The organism is Devosia limi DSM 17137 (assembly GCF_900128975.1).
Classification (GTDB): Bacteria; Pseudomonadota; Alphaproteobacteria; order Rhizobiales; family Devosiaceae; genus Devosia; species Devosia limi.
Window position 1 is genome coordinate 40,616 of sequence record NZ_FQVC01000005.1, and the last position, 18,976, is coordinate 59,591.

An 18,976-nucleotide genomic window follows, 5' to 3' on the forward strand; every position below is an offset into this window, starting at 1 on the left:
CTATCCCCATGGACCGCGTTGTCCGCCATCTTGGTCGGTTCGTCCGACAGACGGCACGCGCCAGCCGCCGCCATTGGCATTCCCGACGCTGCTGGACGGCGGACGGGGGCTGGGCCTGCGGCCCTTATCGTCCACTCCCATCTCAGCCGCAAGCTTGCGCAGCGCATTAATCCGGTTGCCGGTATCGGGGTGTGTGGAAAAGAGGTTGTCCATTCGCGCGCCCGAGAGCGGGTTGATGATGTACATATGGGCCATGGCCGGGTTGCGCTCGGCCGCCACGTTGACCTGCCGCCCGGCCAGGCCCGCGATCTTTTGCAGCGCCGAGGCCAGCGCCAGCGGATCGCCCGAGATCTCGGCGCCATCCTTGTCGGCCTCGTATTCGCGCGTCCGGCTGACGCCCATCTGCACCAGCATGGCCGCCATCGGCGCCAGGAACACCATCAAGAGCGTGCCGACAAAACCCAGCGGATTGTCGCGATTATTGCCACCGCCAAAAAACAGCCCGAACTGCGCCAGCGCCGAAATCGCACCGGCAAAGGTGGCGGTAATGGTCATGGTCAGCGTATCGCGCGAGCGGATATGGGCCAGCTCATGGGCGACCACCGCCGCGACTTCCCGGGTTTCAAGATTTGCCAGCAGGCCGGTCGACACCGCCACGGCGGCATTCTGCGGATTGCGCCCGGTGGCAAAGGCATTGGGCTGGTCGGTATTGATCACATAGACCGCCGGCGTCGGGATCCCGGCCTTGCGCGACAGGATGTCGACCATGTCGTAGAGTTCGGGCACCCGCGAGCGCTCCACCGGCTGCGCATTCTGCATGCGCAGCACCATCTTGTCGGAATTCCAGTAGCTGAACAGGTTCGTCACCAGCGCAAAGCCGAAGGCGAGCATCATGCCGCCGGTGCCGCCGATGAAATAACCCACGACCATGAACAGCGCGGTGAGCGCTGCCAACAGGACACCGGTGCGAAATGCGTTGAACATGGGGCCTCGACAAAGTTGGTAACTGACCAAATATGTTGTGCAGGCATTGGTTGCATGCAAGTGCCATGACCAAACCGTAATCCAGGCAGGCCCACATGTCGCAAGAAATCCAGCAAGACCCTCCGGCTGACGCCGAAGACGCGCCCCGTCCCCCGCTCTCTCCCGCCGCCCAGCGGGCCCTCGCCGAGGCTGAGGCCCGCCGCCGCGAGATCGACGCCAGGATCGCCGCCGCCCCCAAGGAGCAGGGCGGCCGCGGCGGCCTCGAACCCGGCCGCTATGGCGACTGGGAGATCAAAGGCCTGACCAGCGATTTTTAGCTGAATGCGCCACCAAACCGGTGCTGCCCACGGTTGCCTGACCCGTGGGCCACCCGCAGCACGCGCTAAATGCCTCGCCTCCCACCGGGTCATCCCGGCGCAGGCCGGGATCCATTCTGAAGGTGATCAGCCCCCATCCCGTTCGCGACTACAGCACAGCATGGATTCCGGCCGGAGCCTGCCCTCGGGCGCAAGGCGACCCGTGGGTCGGAATGTGACATCGCTTATTCAGCGTGCCGGGGCCCCCTAAGCCGTCCCCTCGGCATAGGCCGCGAGATTATCCAGTGACGACGCCAACCCCTCGGCATGGTCCGCCGCGCTGATGCCCGCCGGCACATTCTCGGCAATGATCGCCACCTCGGTGCCGTCACCCAGCGGCGTCAGCACCCAGCGCATGGTCATCGTCCCGGCAAATTGCGGATCGTCGGAGACAAAATCCACCGCCTGCACCACAAACCGGTCTGGCTCCAGCGTCACGAAGCGCGCTGCAACGATATCGGCATTGGCGCCGCTCTTGCCGGATATCCCCGCATCGTCATAGCGCAGGACCAGCCGGTAATGCCCACCCGGGCGGGGATCGAAATCCACCATCTCGCCACTCATGCCGCTGGGCGGCAGCCAGCGTTCCAGCGCCGCAGCGGTGACAAAAGCCCGGTAGATCGCCGGTGGTGATGCCTTGATAATGCGCGTGGCGCGGTCGGTCCGTCCTGCCATTTGGTCCTCCTGCCTTGGCGACCCAATACTATGGGACCCGGCCCCTTGCGCTAGGAACGGGCCTGTTCGATTGCCGGCAGCAATTGGCTGCGCAGCGTATCGGGCGTCAGCGGCCCGACATGCTTGAAGGTGATAACCCCGTCGGCGTCGACCACGAAGGTCTCGGGCACGCCATAGACACCCCAGTCGATCGACACCCGCCGGTCGCGGTCGCTGCCGACCGCCATATAGGGATTGCCGAGCTCTTCCAGAAACGCCCGGGCGTTTTCCGGCGCATCGGACTGGTTGATGCCGAACAGGCGCACGCCCCCCGTATCCTTGAGCGCCATCAGCAACGGATGTTCGTCCCGGCAGGGAATACACCAGCTGGCAAACACATTGACCACGGTGACGTCGCCCTTGAGGCTGGCCGTATCGAAACCGGGCACGCCCAGCCCCTCGACTTCAGCGAGGGAGAATTGCGGCGCCGGCTTGTCGATCAGCACGCTGCGCACCAGGCCCGGATCGCGGTCCATCGACAGCGCAAACACCGCCACCAGCGCCACCAGCAAGATCAGCGGCAGACCGAACAGCACATAGCGCATCAGGATTTGGCTCCGGCCGAGCGCCGGCGAATGCCCTGCGCTTCCAGCGCTGCCAGCCGCCTGGCGGTGCGGCGCGCATCCCCCAGCGTATAGGCGATCAGCCCGGCGATGGCAGCGGCAACCCCGAGATAGGCGCTGACGATGAAAATGGCATGCGGTCCCAGATCGATCATGCCGACACTCCTGCCTGTACGGCCTGCCGCTCCAGCGCCATCAGCTTGCGGCGGCGCACCTCGGTATGCATGGCCTTGAGATGCAGGGTAAGAAACAGGAAGGTGAAGGCAAAGAACATCACGAAGAGCGGCGTCAGGATCGAGCCGGGCATGGTCGGGCCATCGGCGCGGAACACGCTGGCCGGCTGGTGCAAGGTGCTCCACCAATCCACCGAAAACTTGATAATGGGAATATTGACCGCGCCCACCAGCGTGAACACCGCAATCACCCGCGCCGCGCGCAGCTGATCGTCAAAGGCGCGCCACAGCGCGATGATGCCGAGATAGATGAACAGCAGCACCAGCGTCGAGGTCATCCGCCCGTCCCATTCCCAGAACGTGCCCCAGGTCGGGCGCCCCCAGAGCGAGCCGGTGAACAGCGCCAGCACGGTAAAGGTCGCGCCCAGCGGCGCCGCGGCCTTCATCGACACATCCGCCATCGGATGGCGCCAGACCAGCGTGCCCAAAGCCGAAACCGCCATCACCGCATAGACGAACTGGCTGAGCCAGGCGCTGGGGACATGCACATACATGATCCGCACCGTATCGCCCATCTGGTAGTCCTCGGGCGAGTTGAAGAAGGCAAACCACAGCCCGACCACGAAGAGCAGTGCGGTGATGATGGTCAGCGGCCACAACAGGCGCTGCGTCATCGCCACGAACTGGCCGGGATGGGCGATGCGGTTCCACCAGCTTTGCTTGGGTGCGGTCTCTATGGTCATGGCCCTTTGCTTTAGTCTTCGCCGGAGGTTATCGCAAACGCGGCGGCAAAGGGAGCCAAAGCCAGTGCCATGAGGCTCAATGCCGCAAGAAACAGCAGCGCGGGGCCCGATTGGTCCGGCCCCGGCCCGGTGGCAATCGCCCCGACGCCAAAGATCAATACCGGCACGCAGAGCGGCGCGATCAGCACCGGCGCAATCAGCCCGCCGCGCCGGATCGACACGGTTATTGCCGCCCCCACCGCCCCGAAGGCCGCCAGCGCCGGCGTGCCCACCAGCAGCGACAGCACCGTGCGCCCGAACGCCTCTAGATCCATGGCCAGCAGGACCGCCAGCATCGGACTGGCCACGATCAGCGGCAGCGCCGAGACCAGCCAATGGGCCATCACTTTTGCGGCAACAATGGCGGCAAATGGCAGATCCGCCTGCCGCAGCAGGATCAGCGTGCCGTCTTCATTATCGGCCCGGAACAGCCGGTCGAGCCCCAGCAGCATCGCCAGAAACGCCGCGATCCACACCACGCCCGGCGCCAGCCGCGCCAGCAGCGCCTGGTCGGGCCCCACCGCGAACGGCACCACCACCCCGATGATGACGAAGAACAGCACCAGTGTCAGCACATCGCCGCCGCCGCGCAGCGCCAGATGCAGCTCGCGCCCGATCACCGCCAGGAAGCCCGTCATCGCGCCCTGCCCATGGCCAGCGTTTGCATCCGCGTCAGGTCCGGCAGGGTGATCGGGTCATGCGTTGCCGCCACCACCAGCCCGCCCCGGTCGAGATGCGCGTCGATCAACTCGGTCACGAGAGCATGACCCTCGACATCCAGTGCCGCCGTCGGCTCGTCCAGCAACCACAGCGGCCGCACGCTCACCAGCAGCCGCGCCAGCGCCAGCCGCCGTCCCTGCCCCGCCGAAAGATAGCCCGCGTCGAGCCCGGCAATATGGCCCAGCCCCACCCGATCCAGCGCATCGGGCGCCGCCATGCCGGTCGGCCCGTTCAGCGCCGCCCAGAAATCGAGATTTTCCAGCACCGACAGCCGCGGCTTGAGCGCATTGCGATGCCCGCAATAATGCAGCTGCGGCCCGGCATCCTCGTCGGTGCCCTCAAGCACCGATCCGCCCGCCAGCGGCGACACGATCCCGGCCAGCGTCAGCAGCAGCGTCGACTTGCCGGCGCCATTGGGCCCGCGCAGCAACAGGCACCTGCCCGAGGCCACCACGAAGTTCAGCGCTTCGGCCAGCACCACGCCACCACGCCCGCAGGCAAGCCCTTGCGCACGCAATACCATTTCGCCAAAGCTGGGGCCAAAGACTTGCCGTTCCGTCATGACCCCATCTCGTATTGAACCCAAGGTCGGACTGGCAAGGGCAATCTTCTTTGTCTATAAGCCCTTCAGATTGGAGTCATTCCAGGAAAGGCAGCGCTGCTGCGCGGTTTTGCGGGCTTTTGCTCCGACCGGTGCGCCTGCCGCAACTCTAGATGACAGGGCGGAACACGCGTGACCTCATTGAACAGCTTCAAGTCCAAATCGACCCTTGTGGTCGGGGACAAGACCTACACCTATTATTCCATCACCGAAGCTGAAAAGAACGGTTTGGCGGGCGTTTCGAGCCTTCCCCATTCCATGAAGGTGGTGCTGGAAAACCTGCTGCGCTTCGAAGACGGGCGCACCGTCCACAAGGCCGACATCCTGGCCGTGGCCGAATGGCTCAAGACCCGCACCTCCGAGCATGAAATCTCATACCGCCCGGCCCGCGTGCTGATGCAGGACTTCACCGGCGTTCCCGCCGTGGTCGATCTGGCCGCCATGCGCGACGCCACCGCCAAGCTCGGCGCCGATCCCCAGAAGATCAACCCGCTGGTCCCTGTCGATCTGGTCATCGACCACTCGGTGATGGTCGACAATTTCGGCACGCCCCTGGCCTTTGGCCAGAATGTCGAGCTCGAATATGAGCGCAATGGCGAGCGCTATGAATTCCTGCGCTGGGGCCAGTCGGCCTTCGACAATTTCCGCGTTGTCCCCCCCGGCACCGGCATCTGCCACCAGGTGAACCTGGAATATCTGGCCCAGACCGTCTGGACCAAGGACGAGAATGGCGAAACCGTCGCCTATCCCGATACCTTGGTCGGCACTGACAGCCACACCACCATGGTCAATGGCCTGGCCGTGCTCGGCTGGGGCGTCGGCGGCATCGAGGCCGAAGCGGCCATGCTCGGCCAGCCGATCACCATGCTGATCCCCGAAGTCGTCGGCTTCAAGCTCACCGGCAAGATCAATGAAGGCATCACCGCCACCGATCTGGTGCTGACCGTCACCGAAATGCTGCGCAAGAAGGGCGTCGTCGGCAAGTTCGTCGAATTCTACGGCCCCGGCCTCGACTATCTCAGCCTCGAAGACCAGGCGACCATCGCCAACATGGCCCCGGAATACGGCGCCACCTGCGGCTATTTCCCGGTCGACAGCGATACCCTGCAATACCTGACCACGTCGGGTCGCGATCCCCAGCGCGTCGCGCTGGTCGAAGCCTATAGCCGCGCCCAGGGCATGTTCCGCGAAACCTCTTCGCCCGATCCGGTCTTCACCTCGACCCTCGAGCTCGACCTGACCACTGTCGTGCCGTCCATCTCGGGCCCCAAGCGCCCGCAGGACCGTATCGCGCTCGACAATGCCAAGGCTGCCTTCGCCGCCGCCCTGCCCAAGGAATTCGGCAAGACCGACGAGCCCAAAGTCCAGGTCGATGGCGCCGACTATACCCTGACCCATGGTGACGTGGTCATCGCTGCGATCACCTCCTGCACCAATACCTCCAACCCTTCGGTGCTGGTTGCCGCCGGTCTCGTCGCCCGCAAGGCGCGCGCCCTCGGCCTCGACAGCAAGCCCTGGGTCAAGACCTCGCTGGCCCCCGGCTCGCAGGTCGTCACCGACTATCTCGACAGCGCCGGTCTTTCCGAAGACCTCGACGCCATCGGCTTCAACCTGGTCGGCTATGGCTGCACCACCTGCATCGGCAATTCCGGCCCGCTGCCGGTCGAAATCTCCAAGGCCGTGCAGGCTGGCGATCTCGTTGCCGCTTCGGTGCTCTCGGGCAATCGTAACTTCGAAGGCCGCGTGAACCCCGATGTGAAGGCGAACTTCCTCGCCTCCCCGCCGCTGGTCGTTGCCTATGCCATCGCCGGCTCGATGAAGATCGACATCACCAAGGATCCGATTGGCACCTCCAGCGACGGCAAGCCGGTCTATCTCAAGGATATCTGGCCCACCAACCAGGAAGTCGCCGAGATCGTGCGCCAGCACGTCACCAAGGAGATGTTCCAGGGTCGCTATTCCGACGTCTTCAAGGGCGACACCAACTGGCAGAACATCGTCATCGAAGGTGGCGAGACCTATGGCTGGAACGCGTCCTCGACCTATGTGCAGAACCCGCCCTATTTCGAGGGCATGTCGATGGAGCCCAAGCCGATCACCAATGTCGAGAAGGCCAAGGTGCTGGCGCTGTTCCTCGACTCGATCACCACCGACCACATCTCCCCGGCCGGCTCGTTCAAGGCTTCCACTCCCGCTGGCAAATATCTCGAGGAGCGCCAGGTCGCCCCGCGCGATTTCAACTCCTATGGCGCCCGTCGCGGCAACCATGAAGTCATGATGCGCGGCACCTTTGCCAATATCCGCATCAAGAACCAGATGCTGCCCGGCGTCGAAGGCGGCTATACCAAGGGCCCCGATGGCTCGCAGATGGCCATCTATGATGCCGCCATGGCCTATCAGGCCGCCGGCACGCCGCTGGTGGTGTTTGCCGGCAAGGAATATGGCACCGGCTCCAGCCGTGACTGGGCCGCCAAGGGCACCAACCTGCTCGGCGTCCGCGCCGTGATTGCCCAGTCCTTCGAGCGCATCCACCGCTCCAACCTGGTCGGCATGGGCGTCATCCCGCTGCAGTTCAAGGACGGTGAAAGCTGGCAGACCCTGGGCCTTGATGGCTCCGAGACCATCGACATCGAAGGCGTCACCGAGATCGCCCCGCGCGCCCAGGTGACCGTCAAGATCACCCGCGCCGATGGCAGCGTGCTGAACATCGAAACCCTCTGCCGCATCGATACCGCCAACGAGCTCGACTATTACAAGCATGGCGGCATCCTGCACTACGTCCTGCGCAGCCTCGTCGCCGCGTAAGACTGGTCAGTCCTGAATGCAAATGGCGGCCCCCGGGCCGCCATTTTTGTTTGGTGGGCAACGAACCCCATAGTCGGCCCACGGCCTCCCCTCCCCACCTGCGCCGCAGTCTGCGTCCCCTCCCCCTCGAGGGGGAGGGCCAGGGTGGGGGTGCTGCGCGTTATCCAGACTCCGCGTCCAATTCTATCGCAGCACGTCACATGGTGCCGCCTGAACGCTCCACTTCCCAACACCCACCGCGCTGCCCACGGACCTGATCCGTGGGCCACCCTCACCCCGGCACGCGCTCTGAGTGGTCCCCGGATCAAGTCCGGGGACAGCCCAGTGCTAGCCAGACACGGCGCAAAACAACCCTATCCCCGCAGATCCCGCCCCGCATCCCGCGCCAGCCGCTACGGCCTCCCCTCCCCACCTGCGCCGCAGTCTGCGTCCCCTCCCCCTTGAGGGGAGGGGGGCAGGGTGGGGGTGCTGCGCGTTATCCAAACTCCGCGTCCATTTCTATCGCAGCACGTCACATGGTGCCGCCTGAACGCTCCACTTCCCAACACCCACCGCAAAACAACCCTATCCCCGCAGATCCCGCCCCGCATCCCGCGACAGCCGCTACGGCCTCCCCTCCCCACCTGCGCCGCAATCTGCGTCCCCTCCCCCTTGAGGGGAGGGGGGCAATTCCACGCTCGTCACCGCTCCGATTCCCACCACCCACGCATGGTGACGACAAAGCGCAAAACAACCGCGCCCCTATCCCCGCAGATCCCGCCCGGCATCCCGGGCCAGCCGCTCCAGCATCTTGGCGCGCGCCGTCGGCGTGGACCCCTTGATCACCGACGCATGGCTGCGCCGCACCGGCCCCAGCCCGCAGAATTTCAGGATCTGCCGCGTCATCTGCTTGAAATGGGCACTGCCATAAGCCAGCCGCATGAACCAGTCCGGGGTATCGGACGTCACCACCAGCCGCGCCGACCGCCCCTTGAGCAGCCCATTGGGCAGCGGCTTCCCCTCATAGCGATACGCCTTGCCCGATTGCAGCGTCAGGTCGAGCAGCGCCTTGAGCTTGGCCGGCATGCCGCCCCACCACAGCGGGTGCACCAGCACGAAATGCTCGCTCCACACCAGATTGTTCCAGAAGTCAGCCGCGTCACCGATCAGTTCGGCATCACCCGGCTTGCGCGTCTGCAGGCTGCCCTCAAAGTCCATCGCATCGAGATGCATCACCCGCACTTCCGCACCGCCCGCCGCCAGCACCTGCTTGTACCGCTCGGCCAGCGCCGCATTGAAACTCCCGGCAATCGGATGCCCCACCAGCACCAGGCATTTCAGTCCCATCATCAGCTCCATAATTTGACCACGGTCAATTATTTGCCTTGATAGGGCTCTTTTTGACCGCGGTCAATTCTGTTATCATGGTGCAATGACCACCCGGATCAAAGGCAGCCAGCAGCGCGCGCTCGATACACGCGCCGCCATTCTCGCGGCCGTGACGCGCCTGCTTGCCCAAAAACCCTTCGACGCCATCACCATTGCCGAGATCGCCGCCGAGGCCGGCATCGCCAAGGGCTCGGTGCTCGCCCACTTCTCGGAAAAGCTGTCGATCCTGGCCAGCTTCCTCGCCGATGAACTCAACACGACCTGCGTCCGCCTCGCCGCCGATCCGCAGAGCGCCACCACCCCGCAGCGCCTGGCCGCGGCCCTGACCCCGCTTCTCGTCTACCTGAGCAGTGATCGCGCCTTGCTGCGCCTGCTCGCCACCGACGGTGACGGCACCCAGTGCCATGACATACTCGACCCGGTCATGGCGCAGGCGCACCAGACCCTGGCGGGCAGTTTTGCCGCTGCGGGCCACGCCGATCCCAGCCTTCACGCCGAAGTGACGCTGGCCTTCATCGTCCATGTTGCGGTGTCGCAGGAATGCGCTGCCGCGCCGCAGCGGGCCACCCTGTCCTTGGCGCGGCTGCTCGGCGTGCTCTATCCCAACGGAAAAAGTGCCTCTCACCCTGATTTGACTGGCGGGGTCGCGCCAGGCTGACTTACAACCGTGCCCATGATTTCGAGACGCTTTCTGGGCACTGCCTTGGGCATCGCCGCTATCCTGCTGCTGGCCGCTCCTGTGGGCGCCGATAGCGTGCGCGCCGGCCCCCGCGCCGTGGTTGAACTGTTCACCAGCCAGGGCTGCGCCGCCTGCCCGCCGGCCGATGCGTTGCTGACCAGTCTGGCCGAACAGCCCGACGTGATCGCGCTGGCCTATCATGTCGATTATTGGGACTATATCGGCTGGACCGATACCTTCGGCGCCGAAGCCAATTCCGACCGCCAGCGCGATTACGCCAAGAGCTGGGGGTCCTCGCGTATCTATACCCCGCAAATGGTCGTCAACGGCACCAAGGGCGTCGTCGGCTCGCGGCGGCCGGAGGTGCATGGCGCCATCGATGCCGCCAGTCTCAAGGTTCCGGTCAGTCTCAGTGTCGATGGCGACATGCTCAAGATCGCCATCGCGCCGCAGGAAGGCGTCGCCGATGCCACGGTCTGGCTGGTGACCTATCTCGACCGCGCCGATGTCGATATCGAGCGCGGCGAAAATGCCGGCAAGAAGGTGGTCTATACCCAGGTGGTGACCGGCCGGCAGGTACTGGGCATGTGGGAAGCCGCCACCGGCGCCTATCTCAAGCTCCCGCTTGGCGAGCTGCTGAGCGATCATGCCTCGGGTCTGGCCATTATCGTGCAGCAGGAAAGATCGGGGCTGCCCGGGGCCATTCTTGGCGCCGCCGCCTTCGAGCGTTAGCACGACAGGCTCCCGCCCCAAAACCGTCCGCCCAAAAACAAAACTCCCGTCCATGGGGGCAAAGACGGGAGAGTTTAGTGACTGACTGGTCAACAAATTTAGGCGGCTGACAACCGGACTTCATGGTTTGGGGGCTCGGTCGGCCCGGCTGTCAGCCACTGGAGGCAATGGTTGAAGTGTGCCGTCTCATTCTGGCGGGGAAAGGGACAAACTGTGACCGAATTGCGGAATTTTCGACACCGGCAGCCGCCACGCCCCTCTTGCATCCATCGTCGAATGCCGCAATCATGACGACTGGATGACGTGGAGACGAGGCATTGTCGCAGGGTCGCCCCCCAGATCAGACTATCGCCAGCATCGCCCTGGTGCATGTTGGTGAGCCGTCTGCCAGTGCCGCCAGCTCGAAATCCCTGGCCATTGTCGCGTTCGAGCGGCGCGAGCTGAACCTGATCCTCAATGTCTATGGTCGCAAGGTCGCTTCGGGCGACTGGCGCGATTACGCCATGGACTTTCTGCGCGAACGCGCCGTCTTTTCCATCTATGCAAGAATGTCGGAACGCCCGCTCTTCATCATCGAAAAGATCCCGCGCCTCCGCAACCGGCAAGGCCAATATACCGTGACCAATCAGGAAGGCCGCATCCTCAAGCGCGGCCACGACCTGGCCCAGGTCCTCCGCGTGCTCGATCCGCATCTGGTGGTGGTGGGCTGACGCCCCGCCTCGGGTCAGGCCCGGCTGCTGCAATCACCAATCCCGCCAAACCCACCAGCCGTCATCCCGGCGAAAGCCGGAATCCAGTTACCTCACGCACACCGAAACTGGACCCGGCTTTTCGCCGGGGGTGACGCCGCGTGTGCTGATGAAAAGCGCGCACCAACGCCCAGCGCCGAAAAACGCCCCCTACAGCGCCAGTTGCAGATGCACGATGTCCAGCCAACGATCGAACTTGAACCCCACCGCCTCATAGCGCCCGACATGGCGGAAGCCGAACCTTTCGTGCAGGCTGATCGAGATCTCGGTATCGGCGGTGATCACGGCGATCATCTGCTTGAACCCTGCCGCCCGGCTCTGCACCAGCAGTTCCGCCAACATCGCCTTGCCCAGTCCCCTCCCCACCGCATCCTTGTGCAGATAGATCGAGTCTTCGCAGGTAAACCGATAGGCCGGGCGCGGCCGGTAGGTCGAGGCATAGGCATAGCCCAGCACCTGCCCATCGCTGCCTTCCGCCACGATCAGCGGATGACCCAGATCCAGCATGGCCCCGAATTTCTCGGCCATCCTGGCCTCGCTCGGCGTCTCGGTATCGAAGGTGATCGTCGTGGTGGCCACATAGTGGTCATAGATGGCGGTGATCGCGGGCACGTCGGCCCAGCGGAAGGGACGCAGCTGATAGTCGGACAAGGCAGGCATTCCCATAAAACAAAAGGACCGCAGTCTTTCTAGACTGCGGTCCAAAATGTCGTCCAACCAATTTCCTTGATTCAGCGATCAAGGATTTCAGGCTTACTCGCGATTGCCGAACAGGCGGAGCAGCATCATGAACAGGTTGATGAAGTCGAGATAGAGGCTCAGCGCGCCCATGATGGCACCCTTGGCCAGCATTTCGGAACCATGCGACTCCGAATAGCCTTCCTTGATCTTCTGGGTATCGTAGGCGGTCAGGCCGACAAAGATCAGCACGCCGACGATCGAGATGATGAATTCCATCATCGAGGACTGCATGAAGATATTGACGATCGAAGCGATGATCAGCCCGATCAGGCCCATCATCAGGAACGAGCCCATGCCGGTCAGGTCACGCTTGGTGGTGTAGCCATAAAGGCTCATCGCGCCGAAGGTTGCGGCGGTGATGAAGAACACCTTGGCGATCGAAGCGTCGGTATAGACCAGGAAGATCGAGGAGATCGACAGGCCCATGATCGCGGCAAAGCCCCAGAACGTGGCCTGCGCGGCGGGAACGCTCAGCTTGTTGATGCCAAAGCTCAGCACCAGCACGAAGGCCAGCGGCGCCAGCATCACTACCCATTGCAGCGGGCTGGCGAACAGCAGGTAGCCCCACTGCGTCACCATCTGGCCATTGGCCAGCGTGCCGACAGCATTTGCCGGATCGGCAGTGATCGCGGCGGCAGCGCCGAAATAGGCGACCAGACCGGTGACGATCAGGCCGACACCCATGTAATTGTAAACGCGCAGCATGTAGCTGCGAAGGCCCTCATCAATGGCGGCGGCCGAGCCGGCCCGCGCATTGAGGGTCTGACGGTCATATTCAGCCATCGGTGGATTCCCTTTCCCTAACAGACATTTGCGGTCTCTTGCACCGCCTGAGGCGTTTCTTGCGCCACTTGAGGCTCAATATGGATTCAGAACCAGTGATTTACAAGGTTGATCGCCCGCCTGCGACGATGGGGCTGGTCCCGGCAAGTGCGTGTGCTAGGCTCCTGGAGCGAATCTATTGCGCACTCTTTCTGAAGAGGAGGGCTCCATGCCCCGGCTCTTTACCGGCCTGGAAATCCCGGCCGATGTGGCTTTTGCCCTCTCCCTCAAGCGAGGCGGGCTCACCGGTGCCCGCTGGATCGACGCAGAGAACTATCACATCACCCTGCGCTTTATCGGCGATGTCGATCATGTGACCGCCAATGAGGTGGCCGACAGTCTCGACCGGCTGTCCAATTCCCTCAGCTTTCAGCTGCGCCTGACCCATCTGGGCGCTTTTGGCGGCGACAAGCCCCGCGCCCTCTATGCCGGGCTCGAACTCAACGAGACGCTGACCCGGCTGCAGGCGGCGCAGGAACGGGTGCTGCAACGGGCGGGCCTGCCCCCCGAAGGCCGCAAATTCGTGCCCCATGTCTCGCTGGCCCGGCTGCGCGGCGCCGCCGCCGGCGATGTCGCACGCTTCATCGCCGAGGCTGGGCGCTTCGAGCCGCTGGCCTTTGGCGTCGGCCGGTTCGTGCTGTTTTCGAGCAAGGATTCGGTGGGGGGCGGCCCCTATGTGGTGGAACAGACCTATCCATTGGCGGCCTGAAACCCTGTTCACTTCACGGCTTCGTTAGACGATTGTTAACGCTGAGGGGGCAAACCCTCCCCCCGGCGCCGCGCCGCGCCAAATTGCCGTCACGATTGGCCCTCATTGCACTCAATATAAATCAAATGCGGCGGCGTTTGACACCTTGGTAACCATGTGCGGGCAAGCTTGCGGGCGGCAACCCCAGACTGGCGACCCTAAAACAGAGGATGAATTTGCGATGACGACGAAAACCGGCGGCCTAGTATGCGGGCTCGCGGTCGGCGCGATCATGGCTCTGGCCCCTGCTGCTCAGGCGCAGCAGGCGACCGAGCTTGGCACCTTCAATGCCTGGACCGCCTGGAAGGCGACCGATGCAAGCGGAGTGATCTGCTATATCTCGGCCACGCCCACCACGAGCGAACCGGCCGGCGCGAACCGCGATCCGATCCACTTCATGATCATTCACCGCAAGGGCATGGGCACCAAGAACGAGGTCCAGACCATTATCGGCTACCCGTTCAACACCACCAATGCCGGCGCCAGCGCCACTATCGACGGCAAGACCTACCCGATGGTCACCGAAGGCACCGCCGCCTGGCTGGCTTCGACCGGCGACGAAGGCGGTTTCGTGCAGGCGTTCAAGGCCGGCAGCAAGCTGCTGATCAAGGGCACCAGCCAGCGCGGCACCGATACCACCGACACCTATTCCCTGTCGGGTGCGACCGCGGCGATGAACGCCATCGACGGCGCCTGCTCCTGATCCCATTGGCACAACGTGTCGATCCCATTGGCACAAAGTGCCGAATCCCATCGGCACCGGTTTTGGTTGCCTGAGGCGCCCAAAGACCATATCTGGGCGGGAGGCTGTCGCGGCCCCTCGCCCATTCCTGCATTCAAGAGGCAGACATGAATAAGCGCATCGTCCCGCTCGCCCTCGCCCTGAGCCTGGTCCTGACCGTTGCGGCATCGGCCCAGTCGGTGCGCCTGCTCGGCGATTTCCGCGACTGGTCCAGCTACGCGGCCACCGATGGTTCGGGCCAGGTCTGCTTTGCCATGACCAAGCCCAAATCCGTTACCCCGACCCCCGATGGCTTCACCCAGGCCCATCTCTACATCACCAATCGCCCCGGCGAGAGCGTTGCCAACGAGTTCAACCTGGTGGCCGGCTTTGCCTTCCAGCCCGACAGCACCGCCACCGTCAGCGTTGGCGGCCAGAATTTCACGCTCTTCACCCAGAACGACGCCGCCTGGCTCGACGATGCCGGCCAGTCCTCCGCCCTGGCCAGTGCCATCCGCGCCGGCTCCAGCATGACCGTCGAGGGCACCTCCGCCGCCGGCATCAAGATCGTCGAGACCTTCTCCCTCTCCGGCGCCACCGCCGCCTCGCAGGCCATCAACGCGGAGTGCTAGGACCGGCCGGACGCGAACCGCCGCGTCCCACCCCAGCATCTCTCCCCATCGTCATCACCGATCCCCCATCGTCATCACCGCCCCCCCAACGTCATCACCGGGCTTGTCCCGGTGATCCATCTCCTGGCTTTTGGCCGGTCGGCACGACAGCTGGATTGCCCGGACGAGCCGGGCAATGACGCGGGGACTGGATCGGGCCATCGCCCCCCCGCACCAACTGCCCCCCTGCGCCGCGCACATGGCCCCCTCCCGGCTCCGTGACTTTGCCTAAACCGTCCCCATATGCTATTGGCCGCGCCAACCCCCGCAATTCCCGGACCCATGCCGCCATGAGCATTGCTCTTAACCTCGACCATTCTGCTGCCAACCGCCCCGCTGCGGTCAGCCGGCCGTCGCTGATCGGCCTGGGCAAGCCCGCTTTGGCCGAGGCGCTGATCGGCGCCGGCATTGCCGCCCATGAAGCCAAGATGCGGTCCAGCCAGTTGTGGAACTGGCTCTACGTCAATGGTGTCACCGATTTCGACAAGATGACCAATGTCGCCAAGCCGGTGCGCCAGCTCCTGGCCGACAAGTTCATCCTCGATCGCCCGGAAATCGTCACCGAGCAGGTTTCCAGCGACGGCACCCGCAAATGGCTGTTCCGCTTCCGCGATCCGGCCAATCCCAATTTCCCGCCGGTGGAAATCGAAACCGTCTACATCCCCGAACAGGACCGCGGGACCCTGTGTGTCTCGTCCCAGGTCGGCTGCACCCTCACCTGCTCGTTCTGCCATACCGGCACCCAGAAGCTCGTCCGCAACCTGACCGCTGGTGAAATCCTCGGCCAGATCCTGATGGCGCGCGAGCGTCTCGGCGATTTCCCCGGCGGTTCGCGCCCCGATGATGGCGGCCTCGTGCCCAGCGACGGCAGCCGCGCCATCACCAATATCGTCATGATGGGCATGGGCGAGCCGCTCTACAATTACGACAACGTCAAGCAGGCCTTGCTGATCGCCTCCTCGGGCGACGGCATGAGCCTCAGCAAGCGCCGCATCACGCTGTCGACCTCGGGCGTCGTGCCCTATATCGAGCCGACCGGCCGCGAGATCGACGTCATGCTCGCCATCTCGCTGCATGCGGTCAATGACGACCTGCGCGACGTGCTGGTGCCGATCAACAAGAAGTGGCCGCTCAAGGAATTGCTGGAAGCCTGCCGCAATTATCCCGGCCTTTCCAATGCCCGCCGCATCACCTTTGAATATGTGATGCTCGACGGCATCAATGACAGCGATGCCGATGCGCGCGAACTGGTGCGGCTGCTGGCCAATATTCCGGCCAAGATCAACCTGATCCCGTTCAATCCCTGGCCCGGCTCGAACTACGGCACCTCGCCCTCGTCGCGCATCGAGCGCTTCGCCGATATCGTCAACAAGGCCGGCTATGCCAGCCCGGTCCGCACCCCGCGCGGCCGCGATATCTTCGCCGCCTGCGGCCAGCTCAAGAGCGAGAGCGAACGCCTGTCCAAAAAGGACCGCGAAGCCCTGGCGGGCTAAGGGGCATGGCGGCGCTGATCCCGGAGCTGACCGTCAGCGATCTCGCCGCGAGCCTCGTCTTCTATCGCGACATCCTCGGCTTCGACATCAGCTATATGCGCGCCGAAGAAGGCTTTGCCGCCATCGCGCTGGGCGACGCGGCGCTGATGCTGGACCAGGCCGGCATCGGCCGCGATTGGGTCACCGCCCCGCTCGCCGACCCCTTCGGCCGCGGCGTCAATTTCCAGATCGAAGTACCGGCCCTGGCGCCACTGCTGGCGCACCTCGAGACCGCGAGATGGCGCCTGTTCCTGCCGGTCGAAACCAGGGCCTATGCCACTGGCGCTGTTACCATCACCCAGCGCCAATTCTGCGTGCAGGACCCGGATGGCTATCTATTGCGGTTTTTCGAGCGCGTGACCTCGTCACTATTTGCGCGTGATGACCCAGACGGCGTGGATCAGGCCGGGGAAATAACCCAGAATTGTCAGCACGATATTGAGCCAGAATTGCAGGCCGAGGCCGACCTGCAGAAAGACGCCCACGGGCGGAATAATGACCGACAGAATGATGCGTAGCACGTCCATGAATTGCCCCTATGTTGGGCAAGGCAAACGGGCGACGGCCCCATCCGTTCCGATCGCCGCCGCGCAAACGGGCCTTTCCCGCCTCTCGCCGCCGCGCTAATCTGTCGCCGCCGCGACCACAGCGGCACCAACCTGGCGCGGTGCCGGCGGCTCCTCTTTCCGTCCTTCGGCACGTCTGATCCGGTCTCTGACTGGTGACGCCCAAAGCCCTTCGCCCGAAGGGTAGAGAGGACCAGTATGCCCATTCTCCTCAAGCGCCTGACCGCCGTCGACGCGGCGCTGCTAGCCAATATCGGCCCCGATGTGTTTGACGAACCCGTCCAACCCGACCGCCTCGCCCGCTATCTTGCTGCCCCCGGCCATCTGATGGTGTTGGCCTTCGATGGTGATCTGGTCGTCGGCCAGTGCACCGGCGTCGTGCATCACCACCCCGACAAGGTGAGCGAGCTTTATGTCGACGAGGTCGGCACCGCCTCCAGCCATCTCCGCCAGGGCATTGCCAGCACCCTGCTCGAAGCGCTGTTCGCCTGGGGCCGCGAACTCGGGTGCGAAGAGGCCTGGCTCGGCACCGAACTCGACAACACCGCCGCCAACGGCCTTTACCGCAAATTCAACGGCGCCGAAGACACGATGAAATATTACGAGTTCGACCTGCGCTGAGCCAGGCGGACCCAGCGCGCAACGCTCTGAGCCCCCTCGCGGGGCCCAGCGCTCGCTGCTATTTCCGCCCCTCGGCAAACAGGATCGTCGTCGCAAACGCCGTGAACACCGCCGCAAAGCTCCAGTTCAGCGCCCGCTGCACCCAGACGCTGCGCACCAGCAGTGCCGCCAGCCGTTCGGCGGCAAACACAGTCAGCACCGCCAGCGGGATCGACACCAGGATGAATTCGGCGCCGAGGAAGAACAGCTTCTGTCCCGCCGCCGGATCGTTGCGATCAACGAATTGCGGCAGGAAGGTCATGAAAAACAGCACCACTTTGGGATTGAGCAGATTGATGCCGACGCCGGTGAAATAGCTCTGCGCCACCGTCGGCGCCCTGGCTGCCTTCTGTGCGATGCGCAACCCGCCGCCCTGGGTGATCGCCTGCCAGGCCAGCCACAGCAGATACAACGCCCCGGCAATTTTCAGCGCCAGAAACGCCGTCGGCGCCGCCACGATCAGCACCGAAATGCCGAAGGCAACGAGGCAGGTATGCACGAAGATCCCGGTCATCGCCCCGGCCGCCGTGGCCAGCCCATGGCTGCGGCCATAATTGATCGCCCGCGACATCTGCAGGGCCATGTCCGGCCCCGGCGTGATCGCCAGCACGACGGTGGCAAGGGCAAAGGCGAGGATGACCGAAAGATCGGGGATGAAGGACATGGCGGTTCCACAGCGGATAGAGTTGGCGCGGCGCTACCCTGTCAAGCTCCGGCGCCGCTGTCGACCCCGGCGCGGCCCCTAGCCCAGCGGTAGCTCATGGCTGCGCTTGATCGTCTCCATCGGCACGTCGGTCTTGACGCTCTGTACGCTGGGAATGCGCATCAGATAGTCCGACTGGAACCGCCAATAGGCATGCAGGTCGGCGGTAACGATGCGCATGATCGCATCGCATTCCCCGGTGGTCAGGTAGCATTCCAGCACTTCGGGGAACTTGCGCACCGTCTCGGCAAACTGGTTGGTGATCTCGGCGTCCTGGGTCTTGAACCAGACCCGGGCAAACACCGTCAGGCCCACGCCCACCTTGGCGCCGTCCAGCACCGCCACATAGCGCTCGATAATGCCGCTCTCTTCCAGGATTCGCACCCGGCGCAGGCAGGGCGATGGCGACAGCCCCACCTCATTGGCGAGTTCGACATTGCTCATCCGCCCATTGCGCTGCAACGCCGCCAGGATGCGCCGATCGATGGGATCCACGATGTTTGGCATTTCACGCCTCCAAAGACACGTAAATTAGCATATCATGCCGCCCACTGGCGCCATAGTGGAAGTTTTCGCAAGATTATTG

The 18,976-nt window shown here is 64.1% G+C and carries 23 protein-coding genes and 1 pseudogene; 11 read left to right on the forward strand and 13 right to left on the reverse strand.

The window, feature by feature from the left end; all coding sequences use genetic code 11:
• Entirely contained in the window at window positions 1–984 is a 984-nt protein-coding gene (htpX, locus tag BUA69_RS09290) for a zinc metalloprotease HtpX (RefSeq protein WP_046133944.1), read from the reverse strand.
• Window positions 985–1,079: 95 nt separating this feature from the next.
• On the opposite strand from htpX, the gene BUA69_RS09295 reads away from it, so the two are divergent.
• On the forward strand, window positions 1,080–1,301 hold the full coding sequence (locus BUA69_RS09295; protein ID WP_046133945.1) for a DUF1674 domain-containing protein: 222 nt from the start codon (window positions 1,080–1,082) through the stop codon (window positions 1,299–1,301).
• A gap of 246 nt (window positions 1,302–1,547) precedes the next feature.
• Here BUA69_RS09295 and BUA69_RS09300 read toward each other — a convergent pair whose 3' ends face one another.
• Genes BUA69_RS09300 through ccmA form a run of 6 tightly spaced genes read right to left on the reverse strand, consistent with a single transcriptional unit; the run spans window position 1,548 to window position 4,815 of the window.
• The gene (locus BUA69_RS09300) at window positions 1,548–2,015 is read right to left on the reverse strand and encodes an SRPBCC domain-containing protein (RefSeq protein WP_046133946.1); all 468 of its coding nucleotides are present in this window, start codon (window positions 2,013–2,015) and stop codon (window positions 1,548–1,550) included.
• A gap of 50 nt (window positions 2,016–2,065) precedes the next feature.
• Window positions 2,066–2,599 (reverse strand): DsbE family thiol:disulfide interchange protein, encoded by a 534-nt coding sequence (locus BUA69_RS09305; protein ID WP_046133947.1) that lies wholly within the window; start codon window positions 2,597–2,599, stop codon window positions 2,066–2,068.
• On the reverse strand, window positions 2,599–2,772 hold the full coding sequence (gene ccmD / locus BUA69_RS09310; protein ID WP_072866522.1) for a heme exporter protein CcmD: 174 nt from the start codon (window positions 2,770–2,772) through the stop codon (window positions 2,599–2,601). The genes BUA69_RS09305 and ccmD overlap by 1 nt, the downstream gene beginning before the upstream one ends.
• Window positions 2,769–3,533: a heme ABC transporter permease gene (locus BUA69_RS09315; protein ID WP_046133948.1), complete on the reverse strand. Its 765-nt coding sequence runs from the start codon at window positions 3,531–3,533 to the stop codon at window positions 2,769–2,771. Before BUA69_RS09315 ends, ccmD begins: the two co-directional genes overlap by 4 nt.
• A gap of 11 nt (window positions 3,534–3,544) precedes the next feature.
• Complete coding sequence (ccmB, locus tag BUA69_RS09320; RefSeq protein WP_046133949.1) at window positions 3,545–4,210, reverse strand: heme exporter protein CcmB; 666 nt, start codon at window positions 4,208–4,210, stop codon at window positions 3,545–3,547.
• Entirely contained in the window at window positions 4,207–4,815 is a 609-nt protein-coding gene (ccmA, locus tag BUA69_RS09325) for a heme ABC exporter ATP-binding protein CcmA (protein WP_046133957.1), read from the reverse strand. Before ccmA ends, ccmB begins: the two co-directional genes overlap by 4 nt.
• A 210-nt stretch (window positions 4,816–5,025) precedes the next feature.
• Between ccmA and acnA the strand changes: the two genes are divergently transcribed.
• Complete coding sequence (gene acnA, locus BUA69_RS09330) at window positions 5,026–7,698, forward strand: aconitate hydratase AcnA (RefSeq protein WP_046133950.1); 2,673 nt, start codon at window positions 5,026–5,028, stop codon at window positions 7,696–7,698.
• 741 nt (window positions 7,699–8,439) lie between these two features.
• Here acnA and BUA69_RS09335 read toward each other — a convergent pair.
• Window positions 8,440–9,024, reverse strand: a complete 585-nt coding sequence (locus BUA69_RS09335; protein ID WP_046135537.1) for an NAD(P)H-dependent oxidoreductase — start codon at window positions 9,022–9,024, stop codon at window positions 8,440–8,442.
• Between the two features lie 85 nt (window positions 9,025–9,109).
• On the opposite strand from BUA69_RS09335, the gene BUA69_RS09340 reads away from it, so the two are divergent.
• The 3 genes from BUA69_RS09340 to BUA69_RS09350 all read left to right on the forward strand — a co-directional run bounded on the left by BUA69_RS09340 (window position 9,110) and on the right by BUA69_RS09350 (window position 11,187).
• The gene (locus BUA69_RS09340; protein WP_046135489.1) at window positions 9,110–9,724 is read left to right on the forward strand and encodes a TetR/AcrR family transcriptional regulator; all 615 of its coding nucleotides are present in this window, start codon (window positions 9,110–9,112) and stop codon (window positions 9,722–9,724) included.
• Between the two features lie 15 nt (window positions 9,725–9,739).
• Window positions 9,740–10,477 (forward strand): DUF1223 domain-containing protein, encoded by a 738-nt coding sequence (locus tag BUA69_RS09345; protein ID WP_052950577.1) that lies wholly within the window; start codon window positions 9,740–9,742, stop codon window positions 10,475–10,477.
• A 362-nt stretch (window positions 10,478–10,839) separates the two neighbouring features.
• On the forward strand, window positions 10,840–11,187 hold the full coding sequence (locus BUA69_RS09350; RefSeq protein ID WP_244468764.1) for a DUF2794 domain-containing protein: 348 nt from the start codon (window positions 10,840–10,842) through the stop codon (window positions 11,185–11,187).
• Between the two features lie 189 nt (window positions 11,188–11,376).
• Here the strand turns inward: BUA69_RS09350 and BUA69_RS09355 are convergent, their stop codons facing one another.
• Together BUA69_RS09355 and BUA69_RS09360 are read right to left on the reverse strand one after the other, a co-directional pair.
• On the reverse strand, window positions 11,377–11,886 hold the full coding sequence (locus tag BUA69_RS09355) for a GNAT family N-acetyltransferase (RefSeq protein ID WP_046135488.1): 510 nt from the start codon (window positions 11,884–11,886) through the stop codon (window positions 11,377–11,379).
• A gap of 93 nt (window positions 11,887–11,979) precedes the next feature.
• Window positions 11,980–12,750 carry a Bax inhibitor-1/YccA family protein gene (locus BUA69_RS09360; RefSeq protein ID WP_046135487.1) on the reverse strand — a complete coding sequence of 257 codons (771 nt, stop codon included), beginning with the start codon at window positions 12,748–12,750 and terminating at the stop codon, window positions 11,980–11,982.
• A gap of 208 nt (window positions 12,751–12,958) precedes the next feature.
• Here BUA69_RS09360 and thpR point away from each other — a divergent pair, with 208 nt between their 5' ends.
• The 5 genes and pseudogenes from thpR to BUA69_RS21475 form a co-directional block, all read left to right on the forward strand.
• Complete coding sequence (gene thpR, locus BUA69_RS09365) at window positions 12,959–13,498, forward strand: RNA 2',3'-cyclic phosphodiesterase (protein WP_046135486.1); 540 nt, start codon at window positions 12,959–12,961, stop codon at window positions 13,496–13,498.
• A gap of 220 nt (window positions 13,499–13,718) precedes the next feature.
• Window positions 13,719–14,240, forward strand: a complete 522-nt coding sequence (locus BUA69_RS09370) for an invasion associated locus B family protein (RefSeq protein WP_046135485.1) — start codon at window positions 13,719–13,721, stop codon at window positions 14,238–14,240.
• A gap of 146 nt (window positions 14,241–14,386) precedes the next feature.
• On the forward strand, window positions 14,387–14,890 hold the full coding sequence (locus BUA69_RS09375; protein WP_046135484.1) for an invasion associated locus B family protein: 504 nt from the start codon (window positions 14,387–14,389) through the stop codon (window positions 14,888–14,890).
• Window positions 14,891–15,219: 329 nt separating this feature from the next.
• Window positions 15,220–16,422 (forward strand): dual-specificity RNA methyltransferase RlmN, encoded by a 1,203-nt coding sequence (rlmN, locus tag BUA69_RS09385; RefSeq protein WP_046134625.1) that lies wholly within the window; start codon window positions 15,220–15,222, stop codon window positions 16,420–16,422.
• Window positions 16,423–16,427: 5 nt separating this feature from the next.
• Window positions 16,428–16,796: pseudogene (locus BUA69_RS21475) on the forward strand (VOC family protein); the annotation flags it as partial.
• A 33-nt stretch (window positions 16,797–16,829) separates the two neighbouring features.
• Here BUA69_RS21475 and BUA69_RS09395 read toward each other — a convergent pair.
• On the reverse strand, window positions 16,830–16,988 hold the full coding sequence (locus BUA69_RS09395; RefSeq protein ID WP_072866525.1) for a YqaE/Pmp3 family membrane protein: 159 nt from the start codon (window positions 16,986–16,988) through the stop codon (window positions 16,830–16,832).
• A 237-nt stretch (window positions 16,989–17,225) separates the two neighbouring features.
• On the opposite strand from BUA69_RS09395, the gene BUA69_RS09400 reads away from it, so the two are divergent.
• Entirely contained in the window at window positions 17,226–17,648 is a 423-nt protein-coding gene (locus tag BUA69_RS09400) for a GNAT family N-acetyltransferase (protein WP_046134624.1), read from the forward strand.
• Window positions 17,649–17,706: 58 nt separating this feature from the next.
• Here the strand turns inward: BUA69_RS09400 and BUA69_RS09405 are convergent, their stop codons facing one another.
• Together BUA69_RS09405 and BUA69_RS09410 are read right to left on the reverse strand one after the other, a co-directional pair.
• Window positions 17,707–18,351: a LysE family translocator gene (locus tag BUA69_RS09405; protein WP_046134623.1), complete on the reverse strand. Its 645-nt coding sequence runs from the start codon at window positions 18,349–18,351 to the stop codon at window positions 17,707–17,709.
• 78 nt (window positions 18,352–18,429) lie between these two features.
• Window positions 18,430–18,897 (reverse strand): Lrp/AsnC family transcriptional regulator, encoded by a 468-nt coding sequence (locus BUA69_RS09410; protein ID WP_046134622.1) that lies wholly within the window; start codon window positions 18,895–18,897, stop codon window positions 18,430–18,432.
• Window positions 18,898–18,976 lie beyond the last annotated feature (79 nt).

Excerpts from the sequence above, each read along its gene's own strand:
- BUA69_RS09340 (WP_046135489.1), top strand. The coding sequence starts at position 9,110 with ATGACCACCCGGATCAAAGGCAGCCAGCAGCGCGCGCTCGATACACGC.
- BUA69_RS09300 (WP_046133946.1), bottom strand. The coding sequence starts at position 2,015 with ATGGCAGGACGGACCGACCGCGCCACGCGCATTATCAAGGCATCACCA.
- rlmN (WP_046134625.1), top strand. The coding sequence starts at position 15,220 with ATGAGCATTGCTCTTAACCTCGACCATTCTGCTGCCAACCGCCCCGCT.
- BUA69_RS09405 (WP_046134623.1), bottom strand. The coding sequence starts at position 18,351 with ATGTCCTTCATCCCCGATCTTTCGGTCATCCTCGCCTTTGCCCTTGCC.
- BUA69_RS09370 (WP_046135485.1), top strand. The coding sequence starts at position 13,719 with ATGACGACGAAAACCGGCGGCCTAGTATGCGGGCTCGCGGTCGGCGCG.
- ccmB (WP_046133949.1), bottom strand. The coding sequence starts at position 4,210 with ATGACGGGCTTCCTGGCGGTGATCGGGCGCGAGCTGCATCTGGCGCTG.
- thpR (WP_046135486.1), top strand. The coding sequence starts at position 12,959 with ATGCCCCGGCTCTTTACCGGCCTGGAAATCCCGGCCGATGTGGCTTTT.
- ccmD (WP_072866522.1), bottom strand. The coding sequence starts at position 2,772 with ATGATCGATCTGGGACCGCATGCCATTTTCATCGTCAGCGCCTATCTC.
- BUA69_RS09360 (WP_046135487.1), bottom strand. The coding sequence starts at position 12,750 with ATGGCTGAATATGACCGTCAGACCCTCAATGCGCGGGCCGGCTCGGCC.
- htpX (WP_046133944.1), bottom strand. The coding sequence starts at position 984 with ATGTTCAACGCATTTCGCACCGGTGTCCTGTTGGCAGCGCTCACCGCG.
- BUA69_RS09355 (WP_046135488.1), bottom strand. The coding sequence starts at position 11,886 with ATGCCTGCCTTGTCCGACTATCAGCTGCGTCCCTTCCGCTGGGCCGAC.
- BUA69_RS09295 (WP_046133945.1), top strand. The coding sequence starts at position 1,080 with ATGTCGCAAGAAATCCAGCAAGACCCTCCGGCTGACGCCGAAGACGCG.
- ccmA (WP_046133957.1), bottom strand. The coding sequence starts at position 4,815 with ATGGTATTGCGTGCGCAAGGGCTTGCCTGCGGGCGTGGTGGCGTGGTG.
- BUA69_RS09400 (WP_046134624.1), top strand. The coding sequence starts at position 17,226 with ATGCCCATTCTCCTCAAGCGCCTGACCGCCGTCGACGCGGCGCTGCTA.
- BUA69_RS09315 (WP_046133948.1), bottom strand. The coding sequence starts at position 3,533 with ATGACCATAGAGACCGCACCCAAGCAAAGCTGGTGGAACCGCATCGCC.
- BUA69_RS09375 (WP_046135484.1), top strand. The coding sequence starts at position 14,387 with ATGAATAAGCGCATCGTCCCGCTCGCCCTCGCCCTGAGCCTGGTCCTG.
- BUA69_RS09345 (WP_052950577.1), top strand. The coding sequence starts at position 9,740 with ATGATTTCGAGACGCTTTCTGGGCACTGCCTTGGGCATCGCCGCTATC.
- BUA69_RS09410 (WP_046134622.1), bottom strand. The coding sequence starts at position 18,897 with ATGCCAAACATCGTGGATCCCATCGATCGGCGCATCCTGGCGGCGTTG.
- BUA69_RS09395 (WP_072866525.1), bottom strand. The coding sequence starts at position 16,988 with ATGGACGTGCTACGCATCATTCTGTCGGTCATTATTCCGCCCGTGGGC.
- BUA69_RS09305 (WP_046133947.1), bottom strand. The coding sequence starts at position 2,599 with ATGCGCTATGTGCTGTTCGGTCTGCCGCTGATCTTGCTGGTGGCGCTG.
- BUA69_RS09335 (WP_046135537.1), bottom strand. The coding sequence starts at position 9,024 with ATGGGACTGAAATGCCTGGTGCTGGTGGGGCATCCGATTGCCGGGAGT.